The organism is Anaerolineae bacterium, assembly GCA_016931895.1.
Lineage (GTDB): Bacteria > Chloroflexota > Anaerolineae > 4572-78 > J111 > JAFGNV01.
In genome coordinates, this window is the sequence record JAFGDY010000220.1 from 1 (window position 1) to 16,005 (window position 16,005).

Consider the following 16,005-nt stretch of genomic DNA (forward strand, 5'->3'; position numbering starts at 1 on the left):
CTGGTTGGCGGCGTACCGGTCACAGTTGGCGTAACCTGTGAGGGTGTAGGCGTACTGGTTGGCGGCGTACCGGTCACAGTTGGCGTACTCGTTGGCGGCGTGCCAGTCATGGTTGGCGTCGGCGTTGACGGGGTGGGGGTAGGCGTGGAGGTCAGCGGGGGCAGGGCAAAATCACGCTCCGGTTGGGCGCGCAAGTCCGCTACCGAGACGGGGAGTGACACTGTTTCATGGCCGGTCGCCCAGGCCTCTATAGTAACCTGCGTACAGGCATCAAGATATATACCCGGCAGCAAGAGGCTGTAACGCCCATCCGTGCCCGTTTGGGTTTGATAACGACGAGGCTGGCACAAAAGTACAGATACCGTTGCCTCCGGGATGATCTGAGTTGGGCCACCCGTCGCGTCATACACTAAACCCGTCATCATCAGGTCGCCGGCCGGAGTGCTGGTGGGAGTGGGGGTAGGTGTTGGCGGGATGCTGGTCATGGTGGGGGTAGGTGTTGGCGGCGTGCCGGTAACAGTTGGGGTAGAAGTTGATGGCGGCATGGTTGGCGTTGGCGGCTGGCCGGTGACGGTTGGCGTGGAAGTTGGCGGTTGACCGGTCACGGTCGGTGTGGCCGTCGGCGGCTGGCTGGTGACAGTTGGCGTGGCCGTTGACGGAGTGCTTGTAACAGTAGGCTGAGGTTGAATGGAAACAGAGTAATCATGGCTAATGAGGTCAAAGGGGGTGGCCATAGGATCACCGATTCTTTCATTGGCAAAGGTAAACGTGACTTCACCTGCTGTGCCAATGGCGGTTGCCTCAAACGTAAGCAGGGGGACGTTGCCCATTAAACCCGCCACTTGCCCCTGCCGGGTAGCCAGAAAAGAAATCTGGCCTATCTCGTTATGGATATTTTGCAAAATCACAAAGGGCAGATCAGGATTGATCTGCAAATTGCCAGCCGAGATTAGAGAGGGGTTATAATTTATTTCAAATTGCGCGCCGTAAAGGCCTAAACCACCCACATCCAAAGCCTGCACGGTCACGCTGAAGGTGTCCCCGGAAATCACTGAAGCAGGCCCATTAAAGACCAAGTTTAGCGGGGGTACTGGTGTAGCCGTTGGCGGCGTGCCGGTGACGGTGGGGGTGGCTGTGGGAGGTGTGCCGGTGATAGTAGGCGTAGCTGTTGGTGGTGTTCCGGTGGCGGTAGGTGTTTCGGTGGGCGGCGTGCCGGTCACGGTGGGCGTTGGCGTGGGGGTAACATCTGGAATGTCTTCAAAAATCAAAACAGCGCCACCAACCTGATCACTGGCAGGGTAATCGCTCCAGCAGCGGTCGGGTACATAAACTTTGTTATTGTTGGGGTTGAGGGCAATTTCAAAGGGATTGCGCCACTGGAGGTTATCGGCAACATAGGGGGGATTGCCCACAACTTGACCGGGAAATTTCCAAACATCAGCAGTGACGCCGGGGAGTAAATTGCCTTCCCGGTCGGTGGCGTAGGTTCCGCCCCGGGCCGGATGATTACAGGCGGCTTCGTCGCCCCCATTATCAACATAGGCAAAACCGGCGTAAGTGCCAAGCATGCGGTGGGTAGCCGGATTGTAGACCAGGCCCACTTCGGCATAGTCGCCTACTTCAATCTCGGCTCTGGACAAGGTCACGTTCTCTGGATTAAGCAGAGAAAGATTGTAAACCAGCAATTTATTTGGATTGGGGAAAACGCCGCTCAGTTGGCGAGTATCATCGGCATAAGTTATAAACAGGTGCGCTTCGTCAACGCCCTCGTCCTGCCAAAGGCCAACCGCGTGGGGGATGCCGCTCCGTTGTCCACCCGGTGTGTCAAACAAGATGTCGTAATAAGTTTTGGAAATAGTGGCCGTATTGAATCCCAAAAATTTGAGAGGTTCCGAGTTAATGGCATTACGCATGCTCAAAAAGTTGTGGCCCTGCAAACTCCGGGCAATGACGGTTTCAAATGGCCCGTGGCTGGAGGGAAAATTATTGGCATTGACCAGGGTGAGGATGGGCGAGATTGGGAAAGAGGCCGGATCATCATTAAGAATGATCACCCGCCCCCCCTCGTGGTCAGGAAAATGGACCCGTCCGGTAATGGGGTTGACCGCAGCGGAGGTTGGCTGGAAGGGAGCACCTGGGCTAACATTGGTAATGACCGTATCCGTATCAGGATTGATGGCGGTAATGATCCCATCGCCAAAGGAGCCAACGTAAACAAATTTGCCGTTGCCGGATACGCCTACGCCCCACGGCTCCCGCCCAATGCCCATCCCGTTGGGCGCGCCCGGCGCCGAACCATTCTCGCCGCCGGGAATGGTGCGCAGCACTTCGTCGGTTTCGCCATCAATCACCGCCACAAAGGGGTAAGGCTTAAGGCCGTCAACTATGGGTCCCTGGAAAGCCACATAGACCTTGTTGAGTTGGGCATGAACCGCCACACCTTTAGGGTGAACCGGATACACCGCGCCCAGGGTCACCGTGGCCGACTCGTCGGCAGCCAGGGTCACCGGGGTGCGGGCAGTGGTGGGATAGTAACCCTGCGTTGAGCCGGCGAAGCGGAGAAAAGGAGCATAATCACCGGCGGGCAAGCCGGCAAAGGTAGCCGGCACCGGCTGGCAGGAGGTTTCATCATTCAAGCAGGCTTCTGCGCCCAACAGTGGTTCCTCGCCGGCAGCACAAATCCCATCAGCGTTCTGATCCTGGCAGGCATTGACCGTAATTTGGCCTGCTTGCGCGCCGGCCGTGCCGGTCAACAAAAGCAACAGGATGATGGCCGTCAACAAGGCGCTACCCCGAAACGTCATTACCCTCCAAAAGCTTATATCTCCTCTGAAGATTCTTCCGGTATCAAGAATCATGATCGGCTCCCTTCTTAATTTATTCCGCCAACTTAAAACAGCCTGAGTGACCAGCAAAAATTTGAGCATCCCCAACGCGCATCTGGCTTAAGGCAAAGCAGGGGGGTAAAAAACAAAAAACCGCTCATCGTGGCGATGTCTGCTATCGCCACAGCCTGCGGTTTTGAATATACATGCTAAATCCAGACGAGTTGCCGGCGCACCCCGCCCTGCTCTGAAGCAATCACTCATACTGTCAAGTCGGCAAAAGAAGAATTTTGTTGTAAAGGTACAAATAATACTCTGTAAGTTTAACATACATAATAGGTTAATAACAATGGGAGTTCCTTCCTACCTCGGCTCTTTTCGCAAATTTTCCCTTTTTACTTGGCCAGTTGTTCAGCCTATGGTATCCTTGGCCTTATGAGCAAACAATACCCAATTCCGGCCGGTGAATCACGCATTGAATTACGGGTAAAAAACTCCCGGTTCATTGGCCGGGCCGGATACACGCCCAGCGTGAAAACGGCCAAAGCCTTCATCGAAAAAGTAAAAACTGAAGAACCCAAATGTTCGCATGCTGTTTATGCTTTTGCCATAGGGTACGGCGCTTCGGTAACGCACGGGATGAGTGACGCCGGGGAGCCAAGCGGTACCGCCGGCCGGCCCGCTCTGGCGGTAGTCAAAGGAAGCGGGTTGGGTGACGTGACCGTGGTCATCATCCGGTATTTTGGCGGCGCCAAGTTAGGCACGGGCGGCCTGGTTAAAGCCTACACTGAGGCAACTCAACTGGCCCTGGCCGAACTCCCTATCACCGAAAAAGTAGAACGGTTATCGGTGCAAGTGACCCTCCCCTATAACTTTTATGAACAGGGCAAACGTCTGATTGAAACGCATCACGGCCAGATTGAGGCCGAGGAGTTTGCCGCTGAGATAACGCTTCACCTTATTTTTATTGTTGACGAACTCCCGGCCTTTGAATCTGCTCTGGCCGAAATGACCAGCGGGCAAGCCGGTGTAATTTTGGATTAACGAGTTGCCACTGGAGGGTCTGTCCGACATTTTAGGAGGACCGGGGGGCGCAGGGGGTATCCCCCCGAATTCCTCCTGGTGTGTTCAGATTGTCTAAAATTCTGGACACACCCGTAAAACACCTATCCTTTGACAACCACTCCCACCTGCATTATCATAAGCCGATGAAATAACCATAGGATAACCCCGCATGCCTGAGCACAAGGATTTAATGGAAAAACTAACCTCACTCTGTAAACGACGTGGTTTCATTTTTCAATCCAGCGAGATTTACGGCGGGATTGGCGGCTTCTGGGATTACGGCCCGTTGGGCGTGGAGCTGAAACGGAATATCAGAGAAGCCTGGTGGCGAGATATGGTTACCGGGCACGACGACCTGACCGTGCCATCCGGCGCCCCTGCCGCTTATGCCATGGTCGGTCTTGACTGTAGCATTATCATGCATCCCCAGGTATGGAAGGTAAGCGGTCACTATGATATGTTTCACGATATGCTGGTAGACTGCCGTACCAAAGGTTGCAAGGCCAGGTTTCGGGCCGACCACCTGACCACCAGTCAATGCCCCCTCAAACCCAGCAAACAGCCGGGCCAGCATAATCAATGTAACCTGACCGAACCCCGCGAATTCAATCTTATGTTCAAAACCAACGTAGGCGCGCTGTTTGACCCATCGTCTGAAGCGTTCCTGCGGCCCGAAACCGCCCAGGGAATTTTTATAAACTTCAAGAATGTACTGGATACAACCCGCCTTAAAATACCCTTTGGCATTGCTCAAATAGGAAAAAGTTTTCGGAATGAAATCACTCCCAGGAACTACACCTTCCGTTCCCGAGAGTTTGAGCAGATGGAGATAGAATTTTTTTGCCGGCCCGACCAATCTCCTCAATGGTACACCTACTGGCGAGACCGGCGATTTGCCTGGTATACGGCCTTGGGCCTGAAAAGCGAAAAACTGCGCCTGCGCGACCATGACCCGGCTGAACTGAGCCACTACAGTTGCGGCACCGCCGACATTGAATATGCCTTTCCATTTCTACCGCCAGGCGAATTTGGGGAATTGGAGGGCATTGCTCACAGAGGTGATTTTGATTTAAGAAGCCACATGGAAGGAAAATTGGTGCGTCAAGGTGATGATTTTATCGTTGAACGCGACGAGCAGGGTCGTCCCCGCTACCCTGGCAGCGGCAAAGATTTGAGCTATTTTGATGACCAGGCCAAAGAACGATTTATTCCCCATGTAATTGAACCCTCAGCCGGGGCCGACCGGGCCGCGCTGGCCTTTTTGTGCGAGGCGTATACGGAAGATGCAATTGAAGATAGCCAGGGTAAGCCTCAGCCGCGGGTGGTTATGAAACTCCATCCCCGCCTGGCGCCCATAAAGGTGGCCGTTTTGCCTTTGGTGAAACGAGACGGGATGCCGGAAATTGCCCAGGATATTTATCGAGCCTTAAAACGGCGTTGGAATGTGTTTTATGATGAAACAAGTTCCGTTGGCCGGCGTTATCGCCGTCAGGACGAATCCGGCACGCCTTTTTGCGTTACCGTAGACAGCCAAACCTTAGTTAATCAAACCGTGACCCTGCGCGAACGCGATACCACGCGGCAGGAGCGGGTCGCCATTAACGATTTAGAGGGCATTATCCACAAGCAGATCGAAGCAGATTGAAGTTTGCGCTCAAGCAAAAGATTTTTTGCGGAGAAATCAAGCAATGAGTGAAGAAAAAATAACCATTACCATCAAACGTCGAGACCGGACGATGGTCTTTCCGGTGAGCGAGCGGGACAAATTACGCGACATCTTAAAAGATCGCATTTGGTGGGACCGCCGCAGTAATCGCTGGGCCGGGCGAGGAGATATTGACGAATTGAAACAAACTTTAGAAGCGCATGGCTATCAAGTTAAATTAACCGGGCCAAGGTGACCCCATCATCATAAACATCCAAAAGATATTGACCTGTCCACAACCCGCCGCACTTGATGGTCCGGTGAACAATAAAAAAACCGGGAATTGCAGCCCGGTTTTTTTAGCCAATGTTTAATTCCAAACTCTAATTTTCTCGTTCTCAAACTCCAGTTTGGGGCCAAACAAGTTTGGGGCCAACAGATTTGGAAACGAGAAAATCTTTATTGTCCGTATAAGCCGGCAGGAGATTATTCCTCTTCTTCCACTTTTTCCCTGGTCTCGCCAATCACTTCCGGTTCGGCGCTAACTTCGGTGATTTCCTCTTCCTCTTCTTCCTCTAACCGCGGCGGTTCAATCTTAACCACCATTGAGTCGGGATCAGACAGGATAGTGACAGAACTGGGTACCACCAAATCGGCCACGGTCAGGGTTTCGTTATACTCGGTTAAGCCGTCTATGTTAACGGAAATAGCCGAGAGCAGGTCTGAGGGCAGACATTCAATTTCAATTTCATCCAGACCCTGGGTCAAAACCCCACCTTTTTCCTTCACCGCCGGCGCAATCCCTTCTAGAATCAACGGCACCTGGGCTGTGACCTTTTCGTCCATTTTCACGGCATAAAAGTCAACGTGTAAGTAATGATGTTTAATAATGTCTCGTTGAATATCCCGGGCCAGAGTCATCAGGGGTTTATGCTTGCCCACCTGCAACGAAATGAGTTGGTGCGTACCGGCCTCTTTTAAAACCTTGCCCAGCGCTTTTGCTTCAATTTGCAGCAAAGTGGCAGCCGTGTCTCGACCATATAGAACAGCAGGCACCAACCCATCCCGGCGCAAATGCTTAACATGGCTGCCGCTTATCTCACGTACTTCTGCCTTTAACTCAAGAGATTCCATAATTTTCATTCACTCCCTTAATTGCCCTTCCCGCCCTGTCCGGGGCAAGGCAACCAGTTTATATTCTTGACAAAGAAAAATCGCCTACCGGCGATCAACTAAAAACAACTCTACTATTTTATTGATAACAACGTTTTCGTCAAATTTATTATCTACAAATTTTGAAATTCTTAAAGGTCAGTCGCTTTGGGGCTGGACGGCCTCATATTCTTCAGCCGTAATGAACTCGCCGTGGTTGATTTCTCGCTTGACAAGCCGGCGATTATCGTCAAAATAGAGCGTTACCTCAATGCGTTGAAAACAGAGTTGGTTGCCCATGAGGGTTTTGTTGACTACATAGCCCCCCTGGTCGCCGGCGCTGAGGCTGTTTCGCAGATCAAGGCGAGTTTTGATCACCTCGCCGCAACGGCCACAGCGCACATAAAGCCAATACCCCCCGGCATCTCCTCCCCTCCCTCCGGCAAACAGTGATTTTAGTGAATCCAGAAAACTCATTTTTACCCTTCCCTGTTTGAATAATTTTTGAGAACCTTAATCATATCTCAGGAAACGCGATTCGGCAATATTCTGTTAACGGCTGTAATGATAAATGAAAAGCACCACCGCCAAAAAAATGGTTTCCTTAAGAAACCGGATAGGTTTGAGTTTCAACCGTCCCTGGTAAAAATGATACGGCCGCACCGGAAAAAGCCAGGGCACGCGCCTGATATCATCGGCCAGGAGATGACCCAGATGGCCTACAAACCAGGCCAGCCCCACGGTTTTGCCCCACACCAGGGCCACCGCCAAAGAGAGGCCTATCACGCTAAAAATGTTGTGGGCATAATGCCGGCCGTTGGGCATCAGGTGAAACACGTAACCAATGGCTTTGTCTACCAGGTCCGGGAAAACACTGGCGATCAGTAAAGGTTTGAGCATAACCTGTTCATCCTGGCCCTGCAAAACCAGAAAACGATGTTCAACCAGGGCTACGGCGATGTGTCCGGGAATATGCATAATCAACCGGCAATCAGGTCCATGGTCTGGCGATAGTGGGCGGCAAACCGCTCCATCACTATTTGGGTAACCGGCCCTACCCGGCCATCGCCCACCGGCTGCCCCTCAATTTGGGTAACGGGTATCACGTGCATGCTGGTGCTGCTGATAAATAACTCGTCGTACAAGGATACCTCTACCGGAACCGATGTTTCAACCACCGGCCAGGCCGAGTCCGCCATCACCTGTAAAATCACATCACGGGTAATGCCGGAAAGCACCGTTGCGGACGGCGGCGTCATCAGTTGCCCCTGGCAAACGGCAAAGATATTGCTGCGCGCGCCTTCGGTCAGATGACCGTCGTGGTAAAGCAGCCCCTCCAAGGCCCCAACCCGGACGGCGGCGCGACGAGCCAAATAATTGACCAGCGTATTCAGGCTTTTGCAAGCGGGGATGGCTCGCCGGCCTTGATACAAAATAGCGGCTGAGCCTTCACGGTAAAGTGAAGCAGGGTAAATGGGTAAAGGTTCCGGCCACATGCCAATAATTGGACCGACGCCATCCCCAACATCACCCAGGGCCAGGACCCGCATCGTCCAGGTAGCCTGGGGATCCGTGCGGAGCAAGGTCCGAAACCAGCCGGCCAGGGTATCAACTTCAACGCCCAAATCCAATTCGATCATCCGGGCTGAATTGAACAAACGGCAGAGGTACTCCTCCAGATAAAAAGGGCGGCCCCGGTCAACCTTCACCGTTTCATAAACCCCAAAGCTGGAAAACAGGGCCTTGTTGAAAATGGGAATTTGAGCCTGGCCAACCGGCAAGAGTGCGCCGTTGAGGATAGCGTAGTCAAAAATCATGAGCCAACCCAACGTCTACTCAATAGCCGGTCCATCAGCCCCGGCCAAAACAGACTGGCCGCGACAAACGTCCGGTCAAACAAAGTAATAAACACGTCGCGCTGCTCGCGGCGAATGGTTTTTAAAATGGCCCGGGCTACCCGCTCCGGGGGCACACCCGACATGCGTCCTCGCCCGGCCTGGCTGCTTCCCAACGAATGGTCGTTAAAGCTAGTGGCCGTAACACCAGGGTATACCGTGCTGACCCGGACGTTGTCCGCCTTTAGCTCGACCCGCAGGCTTTCGGCCATTTTTTCCAGCGCGGCTTTGCTGGCGCAATAGCCCGCGATACCCGGCATGGCCCGTCGCCCCACAATGGACGAAATATTGATGATCAGGCCGCCCCGGGAATTAGCTTTGAGGTAAGGCAAAGCGGCCCGAATCAAGGCCAGCGGGCCAAAGTAGTTCACGTCCATCACCCGGCGAGCCTCTTCTTCCCGGAAATCAAGTACGCTATCGCGCACGCCAATGGCCGCATTATTAATAACCACGTCAATTCCGCCAAAAGCCGCTGCTGTTTTGGAGGCCAAAGCGGCAGCCTGGGTCGGGTCGCCCATATCGGTGGGGATGGGGATGGCCGGTCGGCCGGCCGCAGCCAATTCCGCCGCCAATTCTTGCAACACCGCCCCATCGCGAGCGGCCAGCGCCAGCTTACAACCGGCCCCGGCCAGCACATAAGCCGCAGCTCGACCTATACCTTGGGTAGCGCCGGTAAGGATAACCACCCGATTTTCAGGAGTCATAAATGGGATTGTACGCTAAAGTGAGCAGGGCGCAAAAGTGAAAAGGGGTTAACAGTCACTTTTTTTGTGGTTTGCAGGCCGGGCTTGAGTTTGCGCGTAACCCAACCCCGCCATCCGGCGAACAGCCACCAGCACCAATAACATCAGGCTCATCAGCACAATCAGCCCGGCGCTGAGAAAACGAAGCACGGCCAGCCGGGTTTCGTGGGCATTTCGGGCAGCAATGGTTTCTGGGGAAAGAGGGGATGCCTGTTCCGGTTGAACAATTTCAGGCCTATCTGCGGCCACCTCCTCTGTGGCCAAAGATACGCTTTCAGGGGCACGAGCAGGGGTTGCCTGTGCTGGAGAAACTGCTTCGGACGCAGGCGCGTTGTTGGCGGCGGCCCCGGGGGTTGGCGATTTTAGCTGAGAAGCAGCGTTTGATTCAGGGGCTTGGGAGATTTCAACAGCGGCAGGTTGGGCCAGGGGTTGTCCCTTAATAATTTCCAAGCTATGCTGACCGCCAGGCCCAACCAACACGGTGTACGTATCGTGGCCAATGGTTTCAGGCTCAAACTCAACCGGATGGCCGTCAATAGTGACCTGCCTGACCTGCTCCGACCGCAATTTTAAGACCTTGATCATCACTGCGCCGTTGGCATTGGTGCCATAATCAATTCTGGTAATATCCTGGCCCCAATCGTAGCTATAGGCCGCATAACGGTCGGTGGCGGCTTGATAAACGCGAATAAAGCCGTCGTTAAGGCCCAAACGAGGTTGCAGGGTTAAACCGCGACCATCCAATTCAACGCCAAACAACCCTTCAATGATGGCGCTGCCCATTGTTCCGGCGGCGGCGCTGTAATAGTGGCTGCCTTCAAGCCGCCGGTCGGTGGTGGAATGCCACTCAATGATGTTGCCGGGATGTTTTTGCCACTCATTGGCCACTTGCAACAAATGCGCGCGCCCGGCGTCGGCAAAGCCGGTCAGAAATTCGGCCTTGATCTGCACGCCGCCCCACCAGTCCCACACGCCGCCATTCTGATAATTACCGTAGCCCATCCCGGGGTAGTCAAAAAAACGGTCGGGCCACCGATTAGGATAAAAGGGATAAAGGGAAAGGCCGGGTTTTTTGGCGCCAACGGCCAGACGCGCCTGTTCCAGATTGTCAAAAATGGCTTTGTTTTGGCGGAAGTCGGTTAGGCCGGCATAAACGGCCAGGGCGTTAGAAATACTAATCATGCCCGACTCATCAAAATTATGCTCCAGGGGGGTAACGTGAGCGTGGGTCAGATAAAAGCCTTTATCAGCCTGCCAGAGCAAAACATTGGTTTTTTCTTTCAAAACTTCAGCCCTGTTCTGCCACTGGTCGGCGCGAGCGGTATTGCCTGCGGCGGCGTTCATTTTAGCCAGTTCAATCAGGGCCATATAGGCCAGGGCTTGATCATAAATAGAGGCGGTAAGATGGTCCTGGGCGGGGTTGTAATCGGTATAGCCGGGGCCTTTTTCAACTTTGACATCTCCCCAATCGGTGGTATGGCCTCGCCAGAGCAACTGTAAGTCAGGGTCAAGGCGGCGGGCATAGACCCAATCAGCGGCCAGGTTAAGGCGTTCAATGATGGGCAAGCCGTTGATATTGCTTTGCAGCCAGCCGGTGTTGTAGGCCAGGTTGTAATAAAGATAAGCGGCGTGGATCAGGCTGGTTTCTTCGTCGGTGGTGATGGTTTGTTTGTTACTGCGGCCATCCGGGGTAATGATGCCGCCAATGGCGCCGGCCCCGGCCACAACGCCAAAATCGCCGTCGAGGCTGCGGCTGTTGGCCGTGTATTGCCGGCGCAGGTAGGCTTCAATCGGTTCGCGCAGGTAGGCGTCGGGATAGTAGTATTGGGCCGTTTCCATGCCCCAGGCAATGTCCCGCACGTACATTTCGGGGTAAACCTTACCCGGACGAAAGCCGTGAATAACTTCGTTGCCAATTTGGAAAATGGCTTCGCCGTGCGAGAAGTTATGGGGAATGTAACCGGCGGTGGCGCTCAAATCCGGCAAACCGGGCAGCAGCCAGGTGGTCTCTGTATTGTAAGATAAATCTGTGGGTAAAGCCCGATTAGCCCGGGCCGGTTGAGCCGGAGTGGCCAGCAAACCCAGCACCAGGAGCAGACAGGCGGCAGACAAAATAAAGAACAGCGGCCTTGGCCCAAAGAAGCGAGGCCCTAAAAATGGTTGGGGTTTTTCTCTTGCGCGCGCCGGGTGTTTCATTAATTTGTCTCACGGTGAGCAGGTCAAACCAATTAGACATAATAAGTATACATAATATCAAGGGACTTGGCAAGTCACAAAAAGGCCATAGCTTGAGCCTATGCTTCCCCATCAACCCCTGACTTTGTCCATAGTAATGGTATTTTTACACTCGCAGTTTTGCTCAAATTCGGTGATGTTGTTTAAGGTGGTTTGGGCAATATTGTAGAGCGCCCGGTCGGTTAAAAAAGCCTGGTGGCCCGTGACCAACACGTTGGGGAAGGTCAACAAGCGGGCAAACACATCGTCGGTGACAATTTCGTTAGACAGGTCGCGGAAGAACAAGTCGCTTTCAACTTCGTAAACGTCAATGGCCAGATAGCCGATTTTGCCGGATTTTAACCCCTCGATCACGGCTTTGGTATCCAGCAAAGCGCCGCGGCTGGTATTGACAATGAACACCCCATCTTTAAGATATTGCATTGTTTCGGCGTTAATGATGTGGTAGGTATCCGGGGTGAGGGGCATGTGGAAGGTGAGAATATCGGCCTGCCTGATCATGTCCAGGGGGTCGTCCACGTATTCGGCCAAATTCTCCACCTCCGAGTTTTGATAAACATCGTAGGCCAAAATCCGGCAGCCAAAGCCGCTCAGGTTTTTGATAACAGCCGCGCCAATTCTGCCCGTGCCAAAAACGCCCACGGTTTTTTCACGTAGTTCAAACCCGCGCAAGCCTTCCAATTCAAAATTATTATCGCGGACGCGATTATAGGCCCGGTGGATCTGGCGGCCCAGGGTTAGAATCAAACCTATGGTAAACTCGGACACCGCGCTGGGCGAGTAGGCCGGCACGCGCACCACACAAATGTCTAACGCTTCGGCCGCTTCCAGGTCAATGTGATTGTAGCCCGCGCTGCGGGTGGCAATAACTTTGACCCCACCGGCGGCCAATTTTTGAACGGCGGCCTCATTCACCTCGTCATTGACAAATACGCAGACCGCCTGATGCCCTTCGGCCAACGAGGCGGTATCGGGCGTTAAACGCGGCTCAAAAAAGGTCAGTTCGTGACCAAATTTATGGTTCACTTCTTCAAATGAGCGCCGGTCGTAACCTTTGGTGCTGAACATAGCCACTTTCATTTTTGCTTCCTTTCATTGTAAACTAAAACGTATGTCAAAATTGTACTTTTTCCGGTTCAAAAAGAAAATACGCCCGAGTATTTTAAATAGGACTTACGCACGTTCCAAAAGAATATGGCAAGCCGTAGAACTATGTTATAATGCCAGCATGGCTACCAAAAATATAGAAACAGAAGCAAAATTCATTATTCCTGATTGGGCCACCTTTGCGGCGCTCCAGCAATTAAACAAACTGGGTGATTTCTCAATAAACCCTATTGGGGTCAAGGAGGTTGTTGATCGTTATCTGGACACGGCGGATAAACGAATCTACCAGGCCGGTTTTACCTGCCGGATCAGGGAGGCAAAAGGCCGGCAGCTTTTGAGTTTAAAATCGCTGGCAAGGGCCAGGGGTGAGCTTCATCGCCGGCAGGAAATAGAGATGGAAGTGGACACCGATCAACCCCGGTGCTGGGCTGAGGGTGAGGCTAAAAGTTTGGTCTGGGGCATTATCGGCGACGCCCCCCTGCAAACGCTGTTTACCCTGTATCAAGTACGACACAAATTTCACGTCTATTGCCAACAGCAACTCGTCATCGAGCTAAGTTTGGATAAGGTGTCGTTGCCCCAGGCGGCCCTTGATTACCTGGGGTTGGAAGCGGAACTCATTGAGGCCGGCACAGAAGCCAATTTGGCCCGCTTTACCAAAATGCTGCAAGCGCGCTGGCCCTTAGCAGCCGATGCGCAAAGTAAGTTTGAACGCGCGCTGGCTACCCTGCCCCCAGGCAAATGACCCTCCAAAAATCAAAAAGCCGATCCGGTTGATCGGCTTTGAGATGATTGGCTGATAGGCCTACTACCCGCGATTGGCCAGGGTGCGCGAGATAATTTCATCCATTTCACTTTGCGGCTGTTTGCTTTTGACAGCCGTTTTTTTGCCTTCCTCTTTGGTGGATCGTTGCTTATCTTGTAAGGCCGTGTAAGCAATAGCCATTGCCGTGAGCGAGGGTTCGTCCGCTGCTTCGGCTGGCACTTCCTCTACCACTTCAACCACCGGCTCCGGCTCTTTTATTTTTTCTGGCGGAGGCGCCAAGAGGGCCTTAATGGACAGGTCAACCTGTCGTTTTTTGCGGTCCACCTTTAAAACCTGGACGGTTACTTGGTTGTCAACGGCCAATACTTCTTCAGGATGTTTAATGTAGTCGTGGCTAATCTGAGAAATATGCACCAAGCCTTCCCGTTCACTGCCAATATCAATAAACGCGCCGTAAGGTTCAAGCCGGGCCACTCTACCCTCTAATTGGTCGCCTTCTTTTATGTCTCGCAATCTAAGGGAAACGGGCTTAATCATGGTCAGGCTAAGACGACCCCGTTTTTTATCCACTTTTTTAACCCACACTTCCACCTCTTGGCCCTGGCTAACGACATCGGTCACCTTCTCCACTTTCCACTTGGCCAGTTTGGAAATGTGAACGAGGCCATCTTGGGGAATCCCAACGTCAACAAAAGCTCCAAAATCGGTAATGTTTTTGACCGTGCCTACCAGGCGTTGGCCTATGCGCAACGTGTCAATCGTCAGCAACTCAGTAGTTGTCTGTTCAGTTGATGGTGCGGCTGTTGCCTCTACTGCCGCCGCAGGAGCCGCCTCTTGTCCTGTTTCTTCAACTTCTGTTACCACCTCAGGATCAACAGAGGCTGCAGAGGATACAGCCGTGGCGTCAGTTGTCTCCTCTGTTAAAATCATCTCTTGGTCACTCATTATACTTTTCTCCTATCTCACCCAACGCCTTACCAATTGGGCCGGACAAGGCGCTATGCTACCAAAACTAAACGCCCAACAAATGGCGCAAATTGTACCAATTATAACAAGGCGCGATTATACCATTTCTACCAGAGGCTGGCAAATAGGAGAATCTGCCAATTGACAGATGAGCGGCATAATAAAAGGGGCGACTCAAACTTGAGTCGCCCCTTTCCTGGCAAAATCAATACATTCATCCAAGCTACTGCCAAGTAAAGGTCAAAACTTGACCCTCCAGGATATTGATTGTGGCTTCACCCTTGGAAGGGACACCGGCAATAGAGGCCTTAAGAATATACTCACCGGGATCTAAGAAGAGAGGATCACCTGCTTTACAATCCTCGCCTGTCTTTGGACCAAGTTCTTGGAAAATACCGGCTGGAATTACATCTACATTAATCACGTCGCCCCGGCAGTTAAGCATAATCAAGGCACCTTTACCGGCTGGAATAGAGGGGCCTGAAGGTGGAGGTGGTTCCGTTGGGGTGGGCGGAAGCGGAACCGGCGTCGGCGTGTCAGCCGGCGCCGGAGACGAGGCAGGCGCAGCGGCTTTGGCTGCGGCCACATCGGTGTCATAAGTATCAATCAAGGCAAACCAGGTGGGCTGCATCGCCTCGTAGTCAGTGGCAATAAAGTTTAAAACATACAGCACCGTATCTTGCTGGACAAAAAAGAAATCGGCAATAACGTCTACGCCCACTAACTCAAAAGCAACCTGAACGTAGACATTGCCTTCGTCCTGGTCTGAGGCCAAAACCTCGTAAGCTTCACCGCCGGTGAAGGCTTCCACCAACTGCTCGCTGAATTCCTCCATCTCCGCTTGATCAAGCGTGCGGCCGGCATCCATGAACATTGAGCTGAAGTTAGCAATGGTGTCAACGCTGCGCACCGTAACGCCCGTATCGTCTTCTGAGCTAACTTCCCACCCCTCGGGGAGGCCAAACGTAAAAGCGCCGGACGGATGGACATAAGGCTCTTCCTGAAAAGGCAGTGGTTCCGCTTCTTCGGCAGGCGTTTCGGTTGACTTGGCTATGGTATCACCAACGGAGTCGCTACTTTCACCTATGGCCGGTTTGGTTGGAGTGGCAGCCGGTTCGGGGGTGTCGGTTGGCTCGGGGGTAGGCGTTGGTTCCGGGGTGTCGGTTGGCTCAGGCGTAGGTTCTTCGGCTACGGCCTCCCCTTCCACGTTGAACTCCAACGACCGGTCCAATTCGTCATTAAGGTACAGGTCCACCTTGTACTTACCCGCCGGCCAAAGCTGGTCTTCGGCATTGCTCAAACTGAAGGTAAGGGTACCGCCGCCCTCAAGTTCCTTCTCGCCAATCACAAAATTGGGGTCCACGCCGTCGGCTGCAACAGCGATCCAGATGGCTTTGACTTTGGTATCGTCGGGGGCGTTGGCCACCTTCACTACCGCATAAAAGGCATCGTCTTGAGCAAAAACGCTGGTAGCCTGCTGGCCGTCAGCGTCTTTGGTCATTTTGGCCTCGGAAATATTGGCCGTACTTACGTTAAAGCCACAGGCCAGCATTGTGGCCACTACCAAAAAAATCACAAAATACATTGTTTTTCGCATGATGGGCTT

The 16,005-nt window shown here is 53.0% G+C and carries 14 protein-coding genes; 4 read left to right on the top strand and 10 right to left on the bottom strand.

The window, feature by feature from the left end; all coding sequences use genetic code 11:
- On the bottom strand, positions 1 to 2,804 hold a 2,804-nt coding region (locus JW953_16295; GenBank protein MBN1994259.1), incomplete at its 3' end, for a hypothetical protein.
- Positions 2,805 to 3,260: 456 nt separating this feature from the next.
- Between JW953_16295 and JW953_16300 the strand changes: the two genes are divergently transcribed.
- The 3 genes from JW953_16300 to JW953_16310 all read left to right on the top strand — a co-directional run bounded on the left by JW953_16300 (position 3,261) and on the right by JW953_16310 (position 5,791).
- Positions 3,261 to 3,869: a YigZ family protein gene (locus JW953_16300; GenBank protein ID MBN1994260.1), complete on the top strand. Its 609-nt coding sequence runs from the start codon at positions 3,261 to 3,263 to the stop codon at positions 3,867 to 3,869.
- A 211-nt stretch (positions 3,870 to 4,080) separates the two neighbouring features.
- Complete coding sequence (locus tag JW953_16305; protein MBN1994261.1) at positions 4,081 to 5,535, top strand: glycine--tRNA ligase; 1,455 nt, start codon at positions 4,081 to 4,083, stop codon at positions 5,533 to 5,535.
- Between the two features lie 43 nt (positions 5,536 to 5,578).
- On the top strand, positions 5,579 to 5,791 hold the full coding sequence (locus JW953_16310; GenBank protein ID MBN1994262.1) for a hypothetical protein: 213 nt from the start codon (positions 5,579 to 5,581) through the stop codon (positions 5,789 to 5,791).
- Between the two features lie 230 nt (positions 5,792 to 6,021).
- Here JW953_16310 and JW953_16315 read toward each other — a convergent pair whose 3' ends face one another.
- The 7 genes from JW953_16315 to JW953_16345 all read right to left on the bottom strand — a co-directional run bounded on the left by JW953_16315 (position 6,022) and on the right by JW953_16345 (position 12,640).
- Positions 6,022 to 6,669: a 50S ribosomal protein L25 gene (locus JW953_16315; protein MBN1994263.1), complete on the bottom strand. Its 648-nt coding sequence runs from the start codon at positions 6,667 to 6,669 to the stop codon at positions 6,022 to 6,024.
- A 177-nt stretch (positions 6,670 to 6,846) separates the two neighbouring features.
- Positions 6,847 to 7,164, bottom strand: coding sequence for a hypothetical protein (locus JW953_16320; protein MBN1994264.1), 318 nt, complete (start codon positions 7,162 to 7,164; stop codon positions 6,847 to 6,849).
- 75 nt (positions 7,165 to 7,239) lie between these two features.
- Positions 7,240 to 7,665: a hypothetical protein gene (locus JW953_16325; protein MBN1994265.1), complete on the bottom strand. Its 426-nt coding sequence runs from the start codon at positions 7,663 to 7,665 to the stop codon at positions 7,240 to 7,242.
- A gap of 2 nt (positions 7,666 to 7,667) precedes the next feature.
- Positions 7,668 to 8,504 (bottom strand): aminotransferase class IV, encoded by an 837-nt coding sequence (locus JW953_16330; GenBank protein ID MBN1994266.1) that lies wholly within the window; start codon positions 8,502 to 8,504, stop codon positions 7,668 to 7,670.
- Positions 8,501 to 9,286 carry an SDR family NAD(P)-dependent oxidoreductase gene (locus tag JW953_16335; protein ID MBN1994267.1) on the bottom strand — a complete coding sequence of 262 codons (786 nt, stop codon included), beginning with the start codon at positions 9,284 to 9,286 and terminating at the stop codon, positions 8,501 to 8,503. The genes JW953_16330 and JW953_16335 overlap by 4 nt, the downstream gene beginning before the upstream one ends.
- A 48-nt stretch (positions 9,287 to 9,334) precedes the next feature.
- A complete protein-coding gene (locus tag JW953_16340; protein MBN1994268.1) occupies positions 9,335 to 11,521 on the bottom strand; it encodes a hypothetical protein in 2,187 nt (728 codons plus the stop codon).
- A 111-nt stretch (positions 11,522 to 11,632) separates the two neighbouring features.
- A complete protein-coding gene (locus tag JW953_16345) occupies positions 11,633 to 12,640 on the bottom strand; it encodes a 2-hydroxyacid dehydrogenase (GenBank protein ID MBN1994269.1) in 1,008 nt (335 codons plus the stop codon).
- A 148-nt stretch (positions 12,641 to 12,788) separates the two neighbouring features.
- Between JW953_16345 and JW953_16350 the strand changes: the two genes are divergently transcribed.
- The gene (locus JW953_16350) at positions 12,789 to 13,412 is read left to right on the top strand and encodes a CYTH domain-containing protein (protein MBN1994270.1); all 624 of its coding nucleotides are present in this window, start codon (positions 12,789 to 12,791) and stop codon (positions 13,410 to 13,412) included.
- 63 nt (positions 13,413 to 13,475) lie between these two features.
- On the opposite strand, the gene JW953_16355 is transcribed toward JW953_16350, so the two are convergent.
- Both JW953_16355 and JW953_16360 read right to left on the bottom strand, forming a co-directional pair.
- Positions 13,476 to 14,378, bottom strand: coding sequence for a S1 RNA-binding domain-containing protein (locus JW953_16355; GenBank protein ID MBN1994271.1), 903 nt, complete (start codon positions 14,376 to 14,378; stop codon positions 13,476 to 13,478).
- Positions 14,379 to 14,622: 244 nt separating this feature from the next.
- On the bottom strand, positions 14,623 to 15,996 hold the full coding sequence (locus JW953_16360) for a hypothetical protein (GenBank protein MBN1994272.1): 1,374 nt from the start codon (positions 15,994 to 15,996) through the stop codon (positions 14,623 to 14,625).
- Between the last annotated feature and the right edge of the window lie 9 nt (positions 15,997 to 16,005).